Genomic DNA, 18,146 nt, shown 5'->3' on the forward strand with positions numbered 1-18,146 from the left:
CAGCCGTTTGTGGTTGAAGCAGACGGGCTACCATAGCGCCCAAAGCGACGCCGCGGCGTATGGGCCCCTGCGTTCGCAGGGGTGACGGCGTTTAGCGCTTGCGTTCGGAGCCGCAGACTGCGCCCTTGGCGACCAGCGCCTCGATCTCGCTCTTCGAATAGCCGAACTCGCCCAGCACCTCCGATGTGTGCTGGCTGAATTTCGGCGGCGTGCGGCGCAGGCTGGGCTTGGTCCGCTCCAGCCGGATCGGGGAGGCGACGCCCTTGTACCAGTCCTTCTCGATGATATCGCCACGATGCACCGTATGCGGATTGGTCAGCGCCTGGTCGATCTTCTGCACCGGACCGGCCGGCAGGCCGGCCGCCAGCAGCCGATTGCAGAGCGGTTCGGCCTCGTGCTGGCTGAACACGGCGGCGAGCTCGGCGCGCAGCGCCTCGCGGTTGGCGATACGGTCCTTGTTGCGAGCAAAGCGCGGATCGGTGCCGAGTTCAGGCTTGCCGATTTCCCTGGCGAGCTTGCGGAAGGTGCCGTCATTGCCGACGCCGATGAAGATGTTGTCGGTCTTGGTCGGAAAGATCGCGTAAGGAACGAGGTTCGGGTGCTCGTTGCCGGTGAGCGACGGCGGCTTGCCATGCATGAAATAGTTCGCGGTGTGCGGGTGCATGATCGCAAGGCCGGTTTCATACAGCGTGGTTTCGAGAAACTGGCCAAGCCCCGAACACTGCCGCTCCGACAGCGCCATCAGGATACCGATCGCCGCGTAAAGCCCGGTGGTGATGTCGACCAGCGGTACGCCGATCCGCATCGGGCCGCTTTCGGGCGAGCCGGTCGCCGCGATCATGCCGGTCATGGCCTGGATGATCGCGTCATAGCCGGGATTGCCGCCGCGCGGACCGTCGGCGCCGAAGCCGGAGATCCGGCAGTGCACCAGCCTTGGAAACTTCGCGCGCAAGATGTCGTTGCCGATACCCCATTTGTCGAGCGTGCCCGGCTTGAAATTCTCGATCAGGACGTCGGCCGTCTCCAATAGCTTCATCAGCACCGCGCGCCCGTCTTCGGACGCGAGGTCGAGGCCGATCGAGCGCTTGTTGCGGTTGATGCCGACGAAATAGGCCGCATCCTCCTCGTGGAACGGAGGGCCCCAGTCGCGCACCTCGTCGCCGGCCGGCGGCTCGACCTTGATCACGTCGGCGCCGTGGTCGGCGAGGATTTGCGTGCAATAGGGGCCGCCAAGCACGCGCGTCAGATCGATCACGCGCAGGCCGGTCATTGCGCCGGGAGAACTCATGGAGAAGACCTTCGCTCAGGATGAGAAATGGAGGCTTTGAGCTAGCGGTCTTCAGGCGCGGCGGCAATGGCGTCCCGCGCACAGGCGCATGACGCGGCCGCCGTAGCACGAACTCGAAAATTCCGCGGGGCGAACGGCCCGCCGATATCAGCGGCGGGCCATCGTGCATCGTCGTCAGACGACGGTCAGGCGGACGTCGACATTGCCGCGGGTGGCGTTGGAATAGGGGCACACCTGGTGGGCCTTCGCGACCAGGGCTTCCGCATCCGCCTTGGGAACGCCGGGCAGCGAAACGGCGAGTTCGATATCGAGGCCGAAGCCGCCGGCCGAGCGCGGGCCGATGCCGACGGTGGAGGTCACCGAGGCGTCCGCCGGAACCTTCGGGCCGCCTTGCGAAGCGACGAATTTCATGGCGCCGATGAAGCAGGCGGCATAACCGGCCGCGAACAGTTGCTCGGGATTGTTGCCGGCACCACCGCCGCCGCCGAGTTCTTTCGGGGTGGCGAGCTTGACGTCGAGTGCGCCGTCGAGGGTGGCGGCGTGGCCATCGCGGCCGCCGGTGGCCTTGGCGCTGGTCTTGTAGAGCACGTTCACGGACATGTCGGTCTCCCCTTGATTTGCGGTTTCGATGGATCATCTATTGCACACAATCAGATTGTGCACAATTAAAATTATTGCGGAGGTCGCAATTTAATTGTATGCAATTGAAATCAAGCGCTTACGGTTCCGAATCGGGGCAGGGGCGCCGCCCGTTGACGAGGTTGTGATGGCCAGAAAACACGCGGCCGACCTGCCGCTGAGGCTCGATAATCAGCTCTGCTTTGCGGTGTACTCCACCGCGCACGCGTTCAACCGCGTCTACAAGCCGCTGCTCGACCGGCTCGGCCTGACCTACCCGCAATATCTGGTCATGCTGGTGCTGTGGGAGCGCGACGGCGTGCCGGTGAAAGACATCGGCGAGCGGCTATTCCTGGATTCAGGCACGCTCACGCCGCTGCTCAAGCGGCTGGAGGCGGCCGAACTGATCAAGCGGACACGCAGCACCGAGGACGAGCGGCAGGTGCTGATCGCGCTGACGGCAAAGGGCGAGTCGCTCAGGGAGAAAGCGAGAGCTGTGCCACAGGCGATCCTGGCGGCGTCGGCCTGTTCGGTCGGCGAGCTGGTGGCGATGAAGAACGAGATCGTCGCGCTGCGCGACCGGTTGAATGCGGTGCTGGGGGAGTAGGGGGAATCAGAGGCGTTTTGCCGTTAGGAAGAAGCGGATCGGGCAACCCAAGCCGCGGACAGCCATATGGATTTTTGTCGTCAGGCCGCCGCGCGAACGCCCGATGGCCTGATTTTGAGCCCCCCTTTTGCGCCGCTGGCGTGCTGGTGGGCGCGGACGATGGTGGAGTCAACGATCAGGTATTCAAAGTCCGGATCATCTGCGAGCGCTTCGAACATGCGCAGCCAGACCCCCTTGGCGCTCCATCGGCTGAAGCGTCGGAAGACGCTGTTCCATTCGCCAAACGCCTCGGGCAGATCACGCCACGGCGAACCGGTTCGCACGATCCATAACACCCCTTCGACAAACATCCGGTTGTCGCGGCCTGTCGAACCGCGCTGGTCCGGTCGACCGATGATCAGGCGGGAGATACGATCCCATTGTGCATCGCTCAGGACGAGGCGATCCATGACACCCAAGGCTTTCTCCTAAAAGAAAGCCTTGAATCACATTCCATCTGATTTGAGAATCCCAAGAGTCCACACGACCTAGCGCTTTGTACTTGTCCGGAAAGGCGCAGTACCAAATCAACTCCCAGGGCTTGAATTTTGCGGTGTGCGCGGATGCCGGCGTTGTGTTCGGGTATTCGCCGCTTCAAATCCGCGGTTGCACCGATGTATTCCTGTTCAGGGGAATCGAGGCTACGGATGATGTAGACGTACCACATCGTTCCTCACGCGCGGAAAGCGCGAACTGAAACCTCTACCAGCCCGTCTTCGCCCTTTGGGCTACGCCGGGCACCACGCTTCGCCCTTCGGCCATCACGTGGCTGCGCCACGCGAAGCCCGAAGGGCGAAGCGTGGTGGAGCCAGGCGGGATCGAACCGCCGACCTCTTGCATGCCATGCAAGCGCTCTCCCAGCTGAGCTATGGCCCCTTAAGAATCGCGCGCCTCAATTCGGCGTGCGGGCAACGACCCTGAACCACAGTTTAGGGCCGATCTCAAGTCTCTTCGTCACCTCCGACGTCGCCGATGATGTCGGTAACGTCCTCATCGCCCTCTTCCTCGTCCGGAATGAAGGTAGAATCGTCGTCGTCATCGTCCTCGATGGTCTCGTCGATCTCGATATCGTCTTCCGATTCGGGAACCACGGCCTTGACCTTGCCGGTGTTCTCCTCGGCATCGGCCTCCTCGAGCGAGACCAATTCTTCGGCCTCGGCGGCCTCCGGCATATCGGCGGCAGCGGTAGCCGACGCGGCGGCTGCAGCGCGCGCGGCATCGCCACGGGCGGCCCGCGGCGGCGCGATCGGGGCAATCGGCACGACCTCGCCGGTGTAGGGCGAAATCACCGGGCTCTTGTTCAGGTCATAGAACTTTTTACCCGTCGTCGGGCAAATACGCTTGGTTCCGAGATCGGATTTGGCCACGTGTAGATCCTGGGAAATTCTGAAAAACGGTGCTTCACTTGGCTAGTTGAGGGGCCGGTGTCAATAGCACTTTGAAGCTTTTGAGGGCCGCGTGACGCCGTGTGGTCCATGTGATACTGCCGCCCCCGCAGAGGACCACCATCTTGACCCATTCAACCACCCAGACGCCGCTGGAATCCCGCGCCAGCGGTCCCTTGGCCGGGAAAGTCCGCGTTCCCGGCGACAAGTCGATTTCGCACCGCGCACTCATTCTGGGGGCGCTTTCGGTCGGCGAAACCAGGATCTCCGGCCTGCTCGAGGGCGAGGACGTCCTCAATACCGCCAACTCGATGCAGGCGCTGGGCGCCCAGGTCGAGCGAACCGGGCCGTTTGCCTGGCAGGTCAGGGGCGTGGGCGTGGCCGGCTTCGCCCAGCCGGCCTCCCCGCTCGATTTCGGCAATTCCGGCACCGGGTGTCGGCTGGTGATGGGGGCTGTGGCCGGCTGCCCGATCACGGCCGTGTTCGACGGCGATGCCTCGCTGCGCTCCCGCCCGATGCGCCGGATCCTCGATCCCCTGGAACTGATGGGGGCCAAAGCCGGGGAAACCAAGGAAGGCGGTCGCCTGCCGCTGACGCTGCATGGCGCCCGCGATCCCGTGCCGATCCTGTATCGTACGCCGGTAGCCTCGGCACAGATCAAATCGGCGGTGCTGCTGGCGGGACTTGCCGCGCCTGGCGTCACTACCGTCATCGAGCAGGAAGCCAGCCGCGACCACACCGAGCTGATGCTGAAACATTTCGGCGCAGATATCGTCTCGGTCAAGGAAGGCAGCCACGGCCGCAAGATCGCGCTCACCGGCCAGCCCGAACTGCATGGCGCCGAGGTCGTGGTGCCTGCCGATCCATCTTCGGCGGCATTTCCGATCGTGGCGGCGCTGATCGTCGCGGGCTCCGACGTGACCTTCTCCGACGTCATGACCAACCCGTTGCGCACCGGCCTCTTCACGACGCTGCGCGAGATGGGCGCCGCCATCGAGGAAAGCGAGGTTCGCGGCGACGCCGGCGAGCCGATGGCCCGGCTGCGCGTGCGCGCCTCAAAACTGCGCGGCATCGAGGTGCCGCCGGAGCGCGCACCTTCGATGATCGACGAATATCTGGTGCTTGCGGTCGCAGCCTCCTTTGCCGAGGGCACCACCATCATGCGCGGCCTGCAGGAACTGCGCGTCAAGGAGTCCGACCGACTGGAGGCGACCGCCGACATGCTGCGCGTCAACGGCGTCAGGGTCGAGATCGCGGGCGATGATTTGATCGTCGAGGGCCGCGGCCACGTGCCCGGCGGCGGCCTGGTCGCCACTCACATGGACCACCGCATCGCCATGTCCGCGCTGGTGATGGGGCTTGCGGCCGACAAGCCGGTCAAGGTCGACGACACCGCCTTCATCGCCACCAGCTTTCCGGATTTCATTCCGATGATGCGCTCGCTGGGAGCTGAGTTTTCATGAGCAAGGAGCTGAAGGAGCAATCCGATGCGCCCGCAAACGCTCGCTGAGGCTGTCGACCGAGTTCAGAATGGCGAGCCGCAGGACATGATGATCGCGGAGTTCGTCGACACGTTTGACCTCGCGCCTACAAGCGAAGCGCGCTACATGGCGATCGAGCAGGAACCAGCGCTCACTGGCAATAGGAGGTTAGACGCTTTGGTCGGAGCGATAGCCGAATACCTTGCGAAACAGAACAAGTTGAGGCGGGTGCCGGCTTGGACCTCAGGGTCGGCTCGCTACCTCGATAGCCCATGGCATACTTGCCGCTTCGAAGACGATGCCATGCGCGAATACCTGACCTTCAGCAGCCCGGCCGAGTTTGCTTCGCGCAACATCTTCACCGAAGAACGGCGCTGCGACGAGCGCGCGGCCCTCATCCATCCAGGTCATAGGTAACATGATCATCGCCATCGACGGACCGGCGGCATCCGGCAAGGGGACGCTCGGCAAACGCCTCGCCCATCACTACGGCTATCGCCATCTCGACACCGGCGTGATCTATCGTGCGGTCGCGAAGGCGTTGCTGGACGACGGTTTCGATCTGACGGACGAGGCGCGGGCGGTCGCTGTCGCGATGGAGCTTGATCCCGAGAAGTTCGGACATCCCGAGCTCAAGACACAACGGATCGGCGATGCCGCCTCGGTGGTTTCGGCGATCCCCAGCGTGCGCGAGGCGCTGGTCAATTTTCAGCGCCAGTTCGCGGCCGATCCGCCGGGCGCCGTGCTCGACGGGCGCGACATTGGAACCGTGATCTGCCCGAACGCCGACGTGAAGATTTTCGTGGTCGCCGATCCGCAGGTGCGGGCCCGCCGCCGGACGCTCGAAGCCCGCGCGCGGGGCGAGGAGGCCGATGAGGCGCTGGTGCTGGCTGATATCCTCAAGCGCGACGAACGGGACCGCAATCGCGCTGCCGCCCCGCTCAAAGCGGCCGATGACGCCCACGTCCTGGATAATTCCAATCTCGACATCGAGGCCGGCGTTCGCGCCGCAATTGCCATCGTCGAGGCCGTCCGCGCCCAGCGGAAATAGCCAGGATTTGACCCGTCGCGGCGGCCTGAAACGGCCGCAAATCGGGCATTTCCGGCTTGCCGAAAATGGCCCGTGGGGCTATATCCACGGCCATCCGGGCCGCCATCGATGAGATCAGGGCTGTCCGAGCGGGCCGGCCGGAGGTTTGAACCTCCCGCCGTCATTGGAGGAAAGCCCGCTCCAGGTTCTTGAAGTCGATATGCTCGTTTCAGGCTCCGGATTTCTGACGCTACGCGCACTCTTCCGCTGAACCGGTACCCGCTTTTGCGGAATGCGCGACATCAAACGTATCGAACGTGCAGGCATGCTGCCGGCCCGCTTTTGCGCCCTCCGCAAATGCGGTCGTCAGGGTTTTGCGGACCCCTGACACTTCACGCACGATGCGCCCTTTAACCCGAACGGCCGGCAAGATCCCGCATTGGAGAACAAATGGCTTCGACTACTGCTGCTTCTTATAATCCGACCCGCGACGATTTCGCTGCGATGCTGGACGAGTCCTTTGCCGGCGGCAATCTGCAGGAAAGCTCCGTCATCAAGGGCAAGGTGGTTGCAATTGAAAAGGACATGGCCGTCATCGATGTCGGCCTGAAGACCGAGGGCCGCGTGGCGTTGCGCGAATTCGCCGGCCCCGGCCGCGAAAGTGATCTCAAGGTCGGCGACGAGGTCGAGGTGTTCCTCGACAGGATCGAGAATGCGCTCGGCGAAGCCGTGCTGTCGCGCGACAAGGCGCGCCGCGAGGAAAGCTGGGGCAAGCTCGAGAAGGCCTTCAACAACAACGAGAAGGTCCACGGCGTCATCTTCAACCAGGTCAAGGGCGGTTTCACCGTCGACCTCGACGGCGCTGTCGCCTTCCTGCCGCGCTCGCAGGTCGATATCCGCCCGATCCGCGACGTCGCTCCCTTGATGAACAACTCGCAGCCGTTCCAGATCCTCAAGATGGATCGTCGCCGCGGCAACATCGTGGTGTCGCGCCGCACGGTCCTGGAAGAGACCCGCGCCGAGCAGCGCCAGGAGCTGGTGCAGAACCTCGAAGAGGGTCAGGTGATCGACGGCGTGGTCAAGAACATCACCGATTACGGTGCGTTCGTTGATCTCGGCGGCATCGACGGCCTGCTCCACGTCACCGACATCGCCTGGCGCCGGGTCAATCACCCGACGGAAGTGCTGACCATCGGCCAGACCGTGAAGGTCAAGATCATCAAGATCAACCACGAGACCCACCGCATTTCGCTCGGCATGAAGCAGTTGCTGGACGATCCGTGGCAGGGCATCGAGGCGAAGTACCCGCTGAACGCGCGCTTCACCGGCCGCGTCACCAACATCACCGACTACGGCGCGTTCGTCGAACTGGAGCCGGGCATCGAAGGCCTGATCCACGTCTCGGAAATGTCGTGGACCAAGAAGAACATGCACCCCGGCAAGATCGTTTCGACCTCGCAGGAAGTCGAAGTGCAGGTGCTCGAAGTCGATTCCGTCAAGCGCCGCATCTCGCTCGGCCTCAAGCAGACCATGCGCAATCCCTGGGAAGTCTTCGTCGAGAAGTTCCCGGTCGGTTCGGTGGTCGAGGGCGAAGTCAAGAACAAGACCGAGTTCGGCTTGTTCCTCGGTCTCGACGGCGACGTCGACGGCATGGTCCATCTGTCCGACCTCGACTGGAAGCTGCCGGGCGAGCAGGTCATCGACAACTTCAAGAAGGGCGACATGGTCAAGGCCGTGGTGCTCGACGTCGATGTCGAGAAGGAACGCATCTCGCTCGGCGTCAAGCAGCTCGAAGGCGACCCCTTCGCAGAACCTGGCGACGTCAAGAAGGGCGCGGTCGTGACCTGCGAAGTGCTGGAAGTGAAGGAAGCCGGCATCGAGGTGAAGATCTCGGGCACCGACTTCACCACCTTCATCAAGCGCTCCGAGCTGGCCCGTGACCGCAACGATCAGCGCGCCGAACGCTTCGCTATCGGCGAGAAGGTCGATGCCCGCGTGATTCAGTTCGACAAGAAGGCCCGCAAGGTGCAGGTCTCGATCAAGGCGCTGGAAGTTGCCGAAGAAAAGGAAGCCATCGCGCAGTACGGCTCCTCCGATTCGGGCGCGACGCTCGGCGATATTCTCGGCACCGCGCTCAAGAACCGCGAGAAGTAAGCGTTCGCTTAATGCCTGCGACATCAGGCCCCGGTTTCGACCGGGGCCTTTTTGTTTTTCCTTCTCCCCTTGTGGGAGAAGGGGCCTTCGCGCAGCGAAGGCGGATGAGGGGTTCTATCCGCGAAGCCAGACCCCTTCCGGCGCCATAGCCGATGCGAAGCATCGGCGTTCTAAGAGACGGCGGCCATGGGCCGCCTATGCCACCTTCTCCCACAAGGGGGAAGGGAAGAAGACGGGCCTTGCTTTCTTCATATTGCATCGCAATTGGTGTAATCAGGTAACGCTTCGCTCACGCTGCGACTGCAAAACGGGCTGATGTTTTCAGGAGAATTTCGATGTCGCTCGATTCGGACGTGATCGTCGATCGCCGCAGGATCCGCCGGAAGCTGACATTCTGGCGTATCATGGCTGGCCTGGTGACCATCGCGGCGATCATCACAGCCGGTGCAATCGCGACAACGGGCGGGCCGGCTGCCCTGACGCCATCGGGATCGATCGCGCGCGTCAATATCGAAGGGCTGATCCGCAGCGATCAGAAGCGCGTCGAGGCGCTGGAGCGGCTGGAGAAATCGAGCCATGCCGCCGTTATCGTGCACATCAACTCGCCGGGCGGCACCACGGCCGGCTCCGAGCAACTCTACGACTCGCTGGTGCGCCTGAAGGCCAAGAAGCCGCTGGTTGTGGTGGTGGAGGGACTGGCCGCGTCAGGCGGTTACATCTCGGCGATGGCCGCCGATCATATCGTCGCCCGGCAGAGCTCGCTGGTCGGTTCGATCGGCGTGCTGTTTCAATATCCGAACTTCACCGAGCTGATGAAGACCGTGGGCGTCAAGGTCGAGGAGGTGAAATCCTCGCCGTTAAAGGCTGCGCCCAATGGTTTCGAGCCGACCAGTCCTGAAGCGCGTGCTGCGCTCGACGCGCTGGTGAAGGATTCCTATGCCTGGTTCCGCGGCCTGGTGAAGGAGCGGCGCGGCATGGATGAGGCGCTTCTGGAAAAAGTCGCGGACGGACGGGTCTTCACCGGCCGCCAGGCGGTCGAACTGAAACTGGTCGATCAGCTCGGCGATGAAAAGGCGGCCGTTGCATGGCTGGTCGCCGAGAAGAAGATCAAGAAAGATCTGCCGGTACGCGATTACAAGCTGAATCCGCAACTTGGCGACCTGACGTTTCTGCGAACGGCGGCTTCCATCGCGTTCGATGCGCTCGGTTTGAGTTCCATCGCGCGCCAGATCGAGCAGGCCGGCGTCGCCCAGGCGGTCGATCAGCTCTCGCTCGACGGCATGCTGGCATTGTGGCGCCCCGCCGCCTCCAACTGAACCGCAGCGGCTGCCCTTCGCAAGATTCTCCCGCATTGCGGGTATTGTCACAAACCCCTTCCAGGCGGTTTGTCACGCCATTTCGCGCTGCCCAAAAGTGAATTAGCGTCTTGACAGTGCAAGGCATTTTCACGGAAATGGAAGTCCGCACGATCCCGGACCCCAACTTCGATGATCAAATCCGAACTTGTTCAGCGCATCGCCGAGCACAACCCGCACCTCTATCAGCGGGATGTGGAGAACATTGTGAACGCGATCCTCGATGAGATCGTCGCTGCCTTGGCGCGCGGCGACCGTGTCGAGCTGCGCGGCTTCGGCGCCTTTTCGGTCAAGCATCGCCCGGCGCGGGCGGGGCGCAATCCGCGCACCGGCGCCCATGTGCCGGTCGACCAGAAGAGCGTCCCGTTCTTCAAGACGGGCAAGGAAATGCGCGAGCGGCTGAACCGCGACAACGGCTCGCACGAGGCCGGCGCGTAACCAATTTTTTCGATCGGTAGCCGTGTTGCGGGCCTCGTGCCCGCCTTTCTCCATCACTGCGAGAAATGGTCATGCGAAAGTTCTTCACGGCGCTGGTCGTCATTCCCTTAGGGCTGATCTTCGTCATTTTCGCCGTCGCCAACCGCCATTTCGTGACGGTATCGTTCGATCCCTTCAATTCGACCGACCCGGCGATCAAGGTGAGCTTGCCGCTGTTTGCCGTGATCATCACGGTGGCCATTCTGGGGGTGGCGGCGGGCGGCACGGCGACCTGGTTCCGCCAACGCCACTGGCGCCGTGCGGCGCGCCAGCATGAGGCGGATGCCCGCCGGGCAAGGGCGGAAGCGGCCGATTTACGGGCCGCGGCGGCGGTTTCGCGGGGCCATCAGCAGCGGCTTCCGGCGCCGTCCCAGTATGGCTTCTACGGGGCCACCGGGCGAGACAAGCAGGGCGCGACGTTGTAGAACCCGCCCCGTCAGCCCTGTTCCAGCCGGTTACGGGGCGAAATATGTGCCCGAGAGACCATGTCCCTGCTCGTCAAAATTTGCGGCCTGTCCACGCGCGAGACGCTCGAGGTAGCGCTCGATGCGGGTGCCGACATGGTGGGATTCGTGTTCTTCGCTCCGTCGCCACGTCATCTCAGCCTCCAGACGGCGCGCGAGCTCGGCCGGCAGGCCAAGGGCCGCGCGGCCAAGGTGGCGTTGACCGTAGATGCCGACGACGCGACGCTTGAAAATATCGCCGAGACGCTGCAGCCGGACCTGCTGCAACTGCACGGCAAGGAAACCATCGCGCGGGTGCGCGATATCAAACAAAAATTCGGATTGCCGGTCATGAAGGTGATCGCCGTTGAAACCTCGGCCGATCTCGCCGCGCTGCCGGGCTATGCGAGCGTTGCCGATCGCATCCTGTTCGATGCTCGCGCTCCCAAGGGCGCTACCCGTCCTGGCGGGTTGGGAACCGTGTTCGACTGGCACGTTCTGGAAAAGCTCGATCTCCAATTGCCCTTCATGGTCTCCGGCGGGCTCAGCGCCGACAATGTCGCGGACGCCATTCGCGTTACCCGTGCCGCCGGCGTCGATGTATCCTCGGGCGTGGAAAGTGCGCCCGGCGTCAAGGATCCCGAGCTGATCCGCCATTTCATTCGCGCCGCGCGCGCCACCGAAGAATTGATGGTCCGATGAATCAACGCCTGCCCAATTCATTCCGCACCGGTCCCGACGAGCGCGGGCATTTTGGCAATTTCGGCGGCCGCTTCGTCGCGGAAACGCTGATGCCGCTGATCCTCGATCTGGAAAAGGCCTATGCGGCAGCCAAGGCCGATCCGTCGTTCCAGGCCGAGATGAACGGCTATCTCAAGGATTACGTCGGCCGGCCATCACCGCTCTATTTCGCCGAGCGGCTCACCGAGCATCTCGGCGGCGCCAGGATTTACCTGAAGCGCGAAGAGCTGAACCATACCGGCTCGCACAAGGTGAACAACGTGCTCGGCCAGATCATGGTCGCGCGCCGCATGGGCAAGAAGCGCATCATCGCCGAGACCGGCGCCGGCCAGCACGGCGTCGCCACCGCGACGCTGTGCGCGCGCTTTGGTCTCGAATGCGTGGTCTATATGGGCGCGGTGGACGTCGCCCGTCAGGCGCCGAACGTGTTTCGCATGGAGATGCTGGGCGCCAAGGTCGTGCCGGTGCAGTCGGGCACGCGCACGCTGAAGGACGCGATGAACGAGGCGCTGCGCGACTGGGTCACCAACGTGCACGACACTTTCTATTGCATCGGCACGGTGGCGGGGCCGCATCCCTATCCGATGATGGTGCGCGACTTCCAGTCGGTGATCGGCGAGGAAACCCGCAAGCAGATGCAGGAGGCCGAAGGCCGGTTGCCGGATTCGCTGGTCGCCTGCATCGGCGGCGGCTCCAACGCCATGGGCTTGTTTCATCCGTTCCTCGACGATCCCTCCGTCGAAATTTTCGGCGTCGAAGCGGCCGGCCATGGGCTGACGCAACTGCATGCCGCCTCGATCGCTGGCGGCCGGCCCGGCGTGCTGCACGGCAACCGCACCTACCTCTTGATGGACGATGACGGTCAAATCCAGGATGCGCATTCGATCTCGGCGGGCCTCGATTATCCCGGCATCGGCCCGGAGCATTCCTGGCTGCACGAGACCGGCCGCGTCACTTACCTTTCCGCGACCGACGACGAAGCGCTCGACGCCTTCATGCTGCTGTCGCGACTGGAAGGCATTCCACCCGCGCTGGAATCTGCGCACGCGATCGCCAAGGTCACGGAACTCGCCCCGAAGCGGCCGAAGGACCATCTGATGGTGGTCAATCTTTCCGGCCGTGGCGACAAGGACATTCCGCAGATCACGGAGATCTTGAAAGGCAGGAAGCAGTGACCACCCGTATCGACGCACGCTTTGCCGAACTCGCAAAAGAAGGCCGCTCGGCATTTGTCACCTTCCTGATGGCCGGCGATCCCGATCCCTTAACTTCGCTCGACATCATCAAGGCGCTGCCCAAGGCGGGTGCCGACATTATCGAAATCGGCATGCCCTTTACCGATCCGATGGCGGACGGACCGTCGATCCAGGCGGCGGGTCTGCGTGCGCTCAAGGGCGGCATGACCCTGCGGAAGACGCTCGAGATGGTGCGCGGCTTCCGCAAGGAGGACGACACCACGCCCCTGGTGCTGATGGGCTATTACAATCCGATCTATATTTATGGGGTCGACAAGTTCCTCTCCGACGCCAAGACCGCCGGCGTCGATGGCCTCATCATCGTCGACCTGCCGCCGGAGGAGGACGATGAGCTCTGCATTCCCGCGCTGGAGGCGGGACTCAACTTCATCCGCCTGGCGACACCCACGACGGACGACAAACGCCTGCCCGCCGTGCTCGCGAACACTTCCGGTTTTGTCTATTACGTCTCGATCACCGGCATCACCGGCGCTGCGGCGGCCGATTCGAAGGTGGTCGGCGATGCGGTGGCCCGTATCAAACGCCACACCAAGCTTCCGGTGTGCGTCGGCTTCGGCATCCGCACCCCGCAGGCGGCGCGCGCGATTGCCGAGAAGGCCAATGGCGCCGTGGTCGGCACCGCCCTGGTCGATGCGTTGCGCGACAGCCTCGATGCCCAGGGGCAGGCGACCGCCAAGACGGTGGCCGCCGTGGCCGATGTCGTGGCGTCGCTGGCGCAGGGCGTCCGGGGCGCGAAGCAAGCTGCGGAATAAGCCACAATTGCGTGGAAATAGGCGTTAACAGCGGCTTGCCGGCCTTGGAGCCGGCCGCCATATATCCAGTCGATGCGTCTAACCGCATTCGGAGCGAACCATGAATTGGCTCACCAATGTCGTCCGGCCGAAAATCCGCAGCATCCTGCGCCGTGAGACGCCGGAGAACTTGTGGATCAAGTGCCCGGATTCCGGGCAGCTCGTGTTTTACAAGGACGTCGAGGCCAATCAGTTCGTCATTCCCGGCTCGAACTACCACATGCGCATGGGCGCGGTGGCGCGGCTGAAGTCGATCTTCGACAACGAGACCTGGTACGACATCGCGCTGCCCGAAGTGACGGCCGACCCGCTGAAGTTCCGCGATGAACGCAAATACGCCGACCGCATCAGGGACGCCCGCGCCAAGACCGGGCTGAACGACGCCATCAAGGTTGGCTACGGCAAGCTCGAGGGCGCAGGTGTCGTCATCGCGGTGCAGGATTTCGATTTCATGGGCGGCTCGCTCGGCATGGCCGCGGGCGAAGCGATCGTGCGCGGGCTCGAGCTTGCGGTGGAGAAGAAGTCGCCGTTCATCGTGTTCGCGGCTTCCGGCGGCGCGCGCATGCAGGAAGGCATCCTGTCGCTGATGCAGATGCCGCGCACCACCGTCGGCGTACAGATGCTGCGGGAAGCAAAGCTGCCCTACATCGTGGTGCTGACCAATCCGACCACCGGCGGCGTGACCGCATCCTACGCCATGCTGGGCGACGTGCAGATCGCCGAACCCGGCGCGCTGATCGGTTTTGCCGGTGCGCGCGTGATCGAGCAGACCATCCGTGAAAAACTGCCGGAAGGGTTCCAGCGCGCCGAATATCTGCTCGACCACGGCATGATCGACATGGTCGTGCATCGCCACGAGATGCGTTCGACGCTGGCGCGGCTGTGCCGGCTGCTGACCAAATCGCCGCCGCTTGACATCGCCTCAAAGCCCTTGCCGGAGGTCACAGACCCGGCCCAGATCGTCTCGGCCCCCGAAGCGGTGCCGGCTGCGCCCCACGCGTGAGCCTGCCTGCCGCCAGATCCCAGCCGCTCGGTGAATTGATCGCGCGGCTGTCTGCCTTGCATCCGAAGCGCATCGATCTCAGCCTTGACCGGATGCACCGCATGCTGGCGCGGCTCGATCATCCGGAGCGGCTGTTGCCGCCGGTGATCCATGTCGCCGGCACCAATGGCAAGGGCTCCACGATCGCTTATCTGCGCGCGATCCTGGAGGCTGCCGGTCTGCGCGTGCACGTCTACACCTCACCCTATCTGGTCAGGATCAACGAATGCTTTCGCCTGGGCGAGAAGGGCGGTGGACGGCTGGCTGATGATGCCGAGTTGCGCCGGGTGCTGGAGTATTGCGAGCAGGTCAACGCGGGCGATCCGATCACGATTTTCGAGATGGAGACCGCGGCGGCGTTCTGCCTGTTCGCGGAGCATGACGCCGATGTCGTGCTGCTGGAAACCGGGCTCGGCGGAAGACTCGACGCCACCAACGTCATCGACCGGCCGGTCGCGACCGTGATCACACCCGTCAGTATGGACCATACGGAATTTCTCGGTAACACGCTGACCGCGATCGCCGGTGAGAAGGCCGCCATCCTCAAGCGCGGTGCGCCGGTGATCTGCGCGGAGCAGGCGCCGGAGGCGATGGCGGTGATCGAGGCGCAGGCCAACCGCATGCGCGCGCCGTTATATGCTGCCGGGCAGCAATGGCATGTCGGTGTCGAGCGCGGGCGGCTGGTCTATCAGGACGAGCGCGGCCTGATGGATCTTGCGGCACCAAAGCTGTTCGGGCGGCATCAATTCGACAATGCCGGCCTTGCCATCGCCACGCTGCGTGCGATCGAGGCATTCAGGATCGGAATGGCGGCGTTCGAGGCCGGCATCGTTGGCGCAGAATGGCCGGCGCGGATGCAGCGGCTGGTCTCGGGCGCACTGGTCGATCAGGGGCCGAAGGGCTGCGAGATCTGGCTCGATGGCGGACACAATGCGGAAGGTGGCCGCGTCGCTGCGGCCGCGCTAGGCGATCTCGAAGAGCGGGTGTCGCGGCCCCTGGTGGTGATTGCGGGCATGATGGGGAACAAGGATGCCGGCGCGTTTCTCGCCAATTTCGCAGGACTGACGCGGCACATCGTGGCGGTGCCGATTCCCGGACGCGACAATGCGATGCCGACGGACCGGCTGGCGGATGCGGCGCGCACGCTTGGCATGCGCGTGGAAAATGCTGCAAGCGTCGAAGCCGCGCTGCACGCGCTCTCGTGTCTCGCCTACGAAGTGCCGCCGCGGATTCTGGTCACCGGCTCGCTCTATCTCGTCGGCCATGTGCTTGCCATCAACGGCACGCCGCCGGCATAGTATTCCCAAAATTAAATGACCGCTGGAATCGCTTCCAGCGGCCGCCCGGGAAAAAATATCGATTGCTTATGAAACTAGCCAGCCCCGGTCTTTGCAAAGACTAGCCAAGACGCCTGAGAGCTGCGAGTCGGAACCTTCGTTCCGCAATAAGAAGTAAGGATAATGTTGCAGGCTGGCTTCACCCAAATGAGGTAGATGGCGCAAGCATCGTTCTTGCAGGGCCGTACGACAATCATCAAAGCTGGAATCCCCATGCGTTTTGCCGCCATTGCCGACGTGCACGGAAATTATCTCGCGCTGGAAGCCGTGCTGGCCGACATCCGCGCGCTGGGCATCGGCGAAATCGTCAATCTCGGCGACATGGCGAGCGGACCGCTCGACGCGCGACGCACCATGGATGCGCTGATGGCGCTCGACGCCGTTCACGTACTCGGCAATCATGATCGCTATCTGATCGACCGGCCGCCGGAGAAGATGGGATCATGGGACCAGCCGGCGCACGCGCAGCTCGAAGAGCGCCATCTCGATTGGCTGCGCGCGGTGCCGAAGACGGCCGTGTTTCGCGATCGGGTCTTCCTCTGCCATGCATCGCCCGAGCATGACGAGGTCTACTGGCTGGAAACGGTGTTGCCCGACGGCACCGTGCGGATGTCATCGCTGGATGAAATCGAGGAGCGCGCGCGGGGCATCGCGCAGTCCCTGATCCTCTGCGCGCACACCCATCTCGCCCGCTCGGTCAGGCTTCGCGATGGCCGATTGATCGTCAACCCCGGCAGCGTCGGCTCGCCCGGCTATCGCGACGTGCATCCGTTTCCGCATGTCGTCGAAGCCGGCACGCCGGATGCGCGTTACGCTATCCTCGAACTTGCCGACGGCGCCTGGCGCGTCACGTTTCGGCATGTACCATATGATCACGAGGCGATGGCCGCGCTCGCGCAACGGAACGGTCAGGCCGAGCTCGCCAGCGCGCTAGCGACAGGATGGATCAGGTAGCTCCAAAACCGGCACCGGTGCAGCCGATGCATGACTACGATGCGGAATACCGCCGCCTGAAGATAACCGGTCACCGAGGCTGGGCCGGAAGCGCGCAGGAGCGGAATCTTGCGCGCATGACCGATGCGCTCGATCGGCTCGAGCGGGAATTCCTGCCATCGCCACCGGCGAGAATTCTCGAGCTCGGCTGCGGCAACGGCATGTCGTGGTCGCTGCTGATGGCCGGAAAGGGCTACGAGGTGCACGGCGTCGACATTTCGGAAACGGCGATCGTCTGGGCAAAAGAGCAATTCGCCGAACGCGTGCTTTGCGGTGCTTTCCGGGAAGGAGATGTTTGCGAGATGCCGTTCATTCCCGACGCGTCACTCGATATCGTGATGGACGGCAGTTGCCTGCATTGTCTGATCGAACGCGATCGAACCCGGTGTCTTCAGGAAGTTCATCGAATCCTTCGACCCGACGGCGTCTTCGTCGTCAGCACCATGTGCGGCTTGCCGAAATCCGACGACGCTAAGGCCCGCTTTGACCCGGTCGCCAGTCAATTATTGCAGGACGGCCGTCCGTACCGAACGCTGAAGCCGCTCGCGGATATTGCGCAGGAACTGAGGGGCACAGGATTCGAAGTGCAAGATAGCTGGCTCCGCACCAATCCTTGGTGGGATCATGCGACAATGATTTGCCGGATCATTGATGGCCAGAATTCGTCCGGATCCGGATAGGCGTTTGGCTCTGTCTCCTCAAAACAAAAGCGGCCGGCTAATCGCCGGCCGCTTTCATAACAACGATCGCTCGACGTCGATCAAACCGCTGCAGTGATCCACTGCTGCAGCTTCGCCTTCGGCGCGGCGCCGACCTGGCGGGAGGCCATCTCGCCGCCCTTGAAGATCATCAGGGTCGGGATCGACATCACGCCGTATTTGGAGGCCGTCTTCGGGCTCTCGTCGACGTTCAGCTTCACGATCTTGACCTTGTCGCCCATGGCGCCGGAAATCTCGTCGAGCGCGGGCGCGATCATGCGGCAGGGGCCGCACCATTCGGCCCAGAAATCGACGACCACCGGCCCGGTCGCCTTGAGCACTTCGGCTTCGAAATCGGCGTCAGAAACCTTGCCAACGGCCATGGGAATTACCTCGTTTGGTTAGAAATTA

19 protein-coding genes, 1 tRNA gene and 2 pseudogenes are annotated in these 18,146 nt (G+C 63.4%); 15 read left to right on the top strand and 7 right to left on the bottom strand.

From position 1 onward, the window contains the following. Positions 1 to 91 precede the first annotated feature (91 nt). Complete coding sequence (locus LMTR3_RS18065) at positions 92 to 1,288, bottom strand: CaiB/BaiF CoA transferase family protein (RefSeq protein ID WP_065746394.1); 1,197 nt, start codon at positions 1,286 to 1,288, stop codon at positions 92 to 94. A gap of 174 nt (positions 1,289 to 1,462) precedes the next feature. Beyond that, entirely contained in the window at positions 1,463 to 1,888 is a 426-nt protein-coding gene (locus LMTR3_RS18070; RefSeq protein WP_065746395.1) for an organic hydroperoxide resistance protein, read from the bottom strand. Positions 1,889 to 2,054: 166 nt separating this feature from the next. Between LMTR3_RS18070 and LMTR3_RS18075 the strand changes: the two genes are divergently transcribed. Further along, positions 2,055 to 2,513 (top strand): MarR family winged helix-turn-helix transcriptional regulator, encoded by a 459-nt coding sequence (locus LMTR3_RS18075; RefSeq protein ID WP_065746755.1) that lies wholly within the window; start codon positions 2,055 to 2,057, stop codon positions 2,511 to 2,513. An 18-nt stretch (positions 2,514 to 2,531) separates the two neighbouring features. Here the strand turns inward: LMTR3_RS18075 and LMTR3_RS18080 are convergent. The 4 genes and pseudogenes from LMTR3_RS18080 to LMTR3_RS18090 form a co-directional block, all read right to left on the bottom strand. Continuing rightward, a pseudogene (locus LMTR3_RS18080) lies at positions 2,532 to 2,971 on the bottom strand (IS5 family transposase); the annotation flags it as partial. A 70-nt stretch (positions 2,972 to 3,041) separates the two neighbouring features. Further along, positions 3,042 to 3,219, bottom strand: a pseudogene (locus LMTR3_RS36575) (GIY-YIG nuclease family protein); the annotation flags it as partial. A gap of 133 nt (positions 3,220 to 3,352) precedes the next feature. Beyond that, positions 3,353 to 3,428, bottom strand: a tRNA-Ala gene (locus LMTR3_RS18085). Between the two features lie 65 nt (positions 3,429 to 3,493). Then, complete coding sequence (locus LMTR3_RS18090) at positions 3,494 to 3,919, bottom strand: TIGR02300 family protein (RefSeq protein WP_065726216.1); 426 nt, start codon at positions 3,917 to 3,919, stop codon at positions 3,494 to 3,496. A 143-nt stretch (positions 3,920 to 4,062) separates the two neighbouring features. Here LMTR3_RS18090 and aroA point away from each other — a divergent pair, with 143 nt between their 5' ends. From aroA to LMTR3_RS18160, 14 genes are all read left to right on the top strand, one after another. After that, positions 4,063 to 5,400 (top strand): 3-phosphoshikimate 1-carboxyvinyltransferase, encoded by a 1,338-nt coding sequence (gene aroA / locus LMTR3_RS18095; RefSeq protein WP_065746756.1) that lies wholly within the window; start codon positions 4,063 to 4,065, stop codon positions 5,398 to 5,400. A 24-nt stretch (positions 5,401 to 5,424) separates the two neighbouring features. Beyond that, positions 5,425 to 5,835: a hypothetical protein gene (locus LMTR3_RS18100; RefSeq protein WP_065746396.1), complete on the top strand. Its 411-nt coding sequence runs from the start codon at positions 5,425 to 5,427 to the stop codon at positions 5,833 to 5,835. Position 5,836: 1 nt separating this feature from the next. Next, the gene (gene cmk, locus LMTR3_RS18105) at positions 5,837 to 6,469 is read left to right on the top strand and encodes a (d)CMP kinase (protein ID WP_065746397.1); all 633 of its coding nucleotides are present in this window, start codon (positions 5,837 to 5,839) and stop codon (positions 6,467 to 6,469) included. A gap of 429 nt (positions 6,470 to 6,898) precedes the next feature. Further along, positions 6,899 to 8,602, top strand: a complete 1,704-nt coding sequence (rpsA, locus tag LMTR3_RS18110; protein ID WP_065746398.1) for a 30S ribosomal protein S1 — start codon at positions 6,899 to 6,901, stop codon at positions 8,600 to 8,602. Between the two features lie 335 nt (positions 8,603 to 8,937). Beyond that, positions 8,938 to 9,918, top strand: coding sequence for a signal peptide peptidase SppA (gene sppA / locus LMTR3_RS18115; RefSeq protein ID WP_065746399.1), 981 nt, complete (start codon positions 8,938 to 8,940; stop codon positions 9,916 to 9,918). Positions 9,919 to 10,089: 171 nt separating this feature from the next. Continuing rightward, positions 10,090 to 10,395, top strand: a complete 306-nt coding sequence (locus tag LMTR3_RS18120; RefSeq protein WP_028347897.1) for an integration host factor subunit beta — start codon at positions 10,090 to 10,092, stop codon at positions 10,393 to 10,395. Positions 10,396 to 10,466: 71 nt separating this feature from the next. Continuing rightward, entirely contained in the window at positions 10,467 to 10,859 is a 393-nt protein-coding gene (locus LMTR3_RS18125; RefSeq protein WP_065746757.1) for a LapA family protein, read from the top strand. 60 nt (positions 10,860 to 10,919) lie between these two features. Next, positions 10,920 to 11,579 (top strand): phosphoribosylanthranilate isomerase, encoded by a 660-nt coding sequence (locus LMTR3_RS18130; protein WP_065746400.1) that lies wholly within the window; start codon positions 10,920 to 10,922, stop codon positions 11,577 to 11,579. Next, on the top strand, positions 11,576 to 12,793 hold the full coding sequence (gene trpB, locus LMTR3_RS18135) for a tryptophan synthase subunit beta (protein WP_065746401.1): 1,218 nt from the start codon (positions 11,576 to 11,578) through the stop codon (positions 12,791 to 12,793). The genes LMTR3_RS18130 and trpB overlap by 4 nt, the downstream gene beginning before the upstream one ends. After that, positions 12,790 to 13,626, top strand: coding sequence for a tryptophan synthase subunit alpha (gene trpA / locus LMTR3_RS18140; protein WP_065746402.1), 837 nt, complete (start codon positions 12,790 to 12,792; stop codon positions 13,624 to 13,626). Before trpB ends, trpA begins: the two co-directional genes overlap by 4 nt. A gap of 100 nt (positions 13,627 to 13,726) precedes the next feature. Beyond that, positions 13,727 to 14,668 (top strand): acetyl-CoA carboxylase, carboxyltransferase subunit beta, encoded by a 942-nt coding sequence (accD, locus tag LMTR3_RS18145; RefSeq protein WP_065746403.1) that lies wholly within the window; start codon positions 13,727 to 13,729, stop codon positions 14,666 to 14,668. Next, on the top strand, positions 14,665 to 16,005 hold the full coding sequence (locus LMTR3_RS18150) for a bifunctional folylpolyglutamate synthase/dihydrofolate synthase (RefSeq protein ID WP_065746404.1): 1,341 nt from the start codon (positions 14,665 to 14,667) through the stop codon (positions 16,003 to 16,005). Before accD ends, LMTR3_RS18150 begins: the two co-directional genes overlap by 4 nt. A 252-nt stretch (positions 16,006 to 16,257) precedes the next feature. Next, positions 16,258 to 16,998, top strand: a complete 741-nt coding sequence (locus tag LMTR3_RS18155; RefSeq protein ID WP_065746405.1) for a metallophosphoesterase family protein — start codon at positions 16,258 to 16,260, stop codon at positions 16,996 to 16,998. Between the two features lie 116 nt (positions 16,999 to 17,114). After that, on the top strand, positions 17,115 to 17,717 hold the full coding sequence (locus LMTR3_RS18160) for a class I SAM-dependent methyltransferase (protein WP_176721931.1): 603 nt from the start codon (positions 17,115 to 17,117) through the stop codon (positions 17,715 to 17,717). An 80-nt stretch (positions 17,718 to 17,797) separates the two neighbouring features. Here LMTR3_RS18160 and trxA read toward each other — a convergent pair whose 3' ends face one another. Next, positions 17,798 to 18,118 carry a thioredoxin gene (gene trxA / locus LMTR3_RS18165; protein WP_016847387.1) on the bottom strand — a complete coding sequence of 107 codons (321 nt, stop codon included), beginning with the start codon at positions 18,116 to 18,118 and terminating at the stop codon, positions 17,798 to 17,800. Positions 18,119 to 18,146: the final 28 nt, after the last annotated feature.

Origin of the sequence: Bradyrhizobium sp. LMTR 3 (assembly GCF_001693485.1) — a bacterium.
GTDB lineage: Bacteria > Pseudomonadota > Alphaproteobacteria > Rhizobiales > Xanthobacteraceae > Bradyrhizobium.

Excerpts from the sequence above, each read along its gene's own strand:
- LMTR3_RS18100 (WP_065746396.1), top strand. The coding sequence starts at position 5,425 with ATGCGCCCGCAAACGCTCGCTGAGGCTGTCGACCGAGTTCAGAATGGC.
- sppA (WP_065746399.1), top strand. The coding sequence starts at position 8,938 with ATGTCGCTCGATTCGGACGTGATCGTCGATCGCCGCAGGATCCGCCGG.
- cmk (WP_065746397.1), top strand. The coding sequence starts at position 5,837 with ATGATCATCGCCATCGACGGACCGGCGGCATCCGGCAAGGGGACGCTC.
- trxA (WP_016847387.1), bottom strand. The coding sequence starts at position 18,118 with ATGGCCGTTGGCAAGGTTTCTGACGCCGATTTCGAAGCCGAAGTGCTC.
- LMTR3_RS18075 (WP_065746755.1), top strand. The coding sequence starts at position 2,055 with ATGGCCAGAAAACACGCGGCCGACCTGCCGCTGAGGCTCGATAATCAG.
- LMTR3_RS18070 (WP_065746395.1), bottom strand. The coding sequence starts at position 1,888 with ATGTCCGTGAACGTGCTCTACAAGACCAGCGCCAAGGCCACCGGCGGC.
- trpB (WP_065746401.1), top strand. The coding sequence starts at position 11,576 with ATGAATCAACGCCTGCCCAATTCATTCCGCACCGGTCCCGACGAGCGC.
- LMTR3_RS18065 (WP_065746394.1), bottom strand. The coding sequence starts at position 1,288 with ATGAGTTCTCCCGGCGCAATGACCGGCCTGCGCGTGATCGATCTGACG.
- LMTR3_RS18155 (WP_065746405.1), top strand. The coding sequence starts at position 16,258 with ATGCGTTTTGCCGCCATTGCCGACGTGCACGGAAATTATCTCGCGCTG.
- LMTR3_RS18130 (WP_065746400.1), top strand. The coding sequence starts at position 10,920 with ATGTCCCTGCTCGTCAAAATTTGCGGCCTGTCCACGCGCGAGACGCTC.
- LMTR3_RS18120 (WP_028347897.1), top strand. The coding sequence starts at position 10,090 with ATGATCAAATCCGAACTTGTTCAGCGCATCGCCGAGCACAACCCGCAC.
- rpsA (WP_065746398.1), top strand. The coding sequence starts at position 6,899 with ATGGCTTCGACTACTGCTGCTTCTTATAATCCGACCCGCGACGATTTC.
- accD (WP_065746403.1), top strand. The coding sequence starts at position 13,727 with ATGAATTGGCTCACCAATGTCGTCCGGCCGAAAATCCGCAGCATCCTG.
- LMTR3_RS18160 (WP_176721931.1), top strand. The coding sequence starts at position 17,115 with ATGACCGATGCGCTCGATCGGCTCGAGCGGGAATTCCTGCCATCGCCA.
- LMTR3_RS18125 (WP_065746757.1), top strand. The coding sequence starts at position 10,467 with ATGCGAAAGTTCTTCACGGCGCTGGTCGTCATTCCCTTAGGGCTGATC.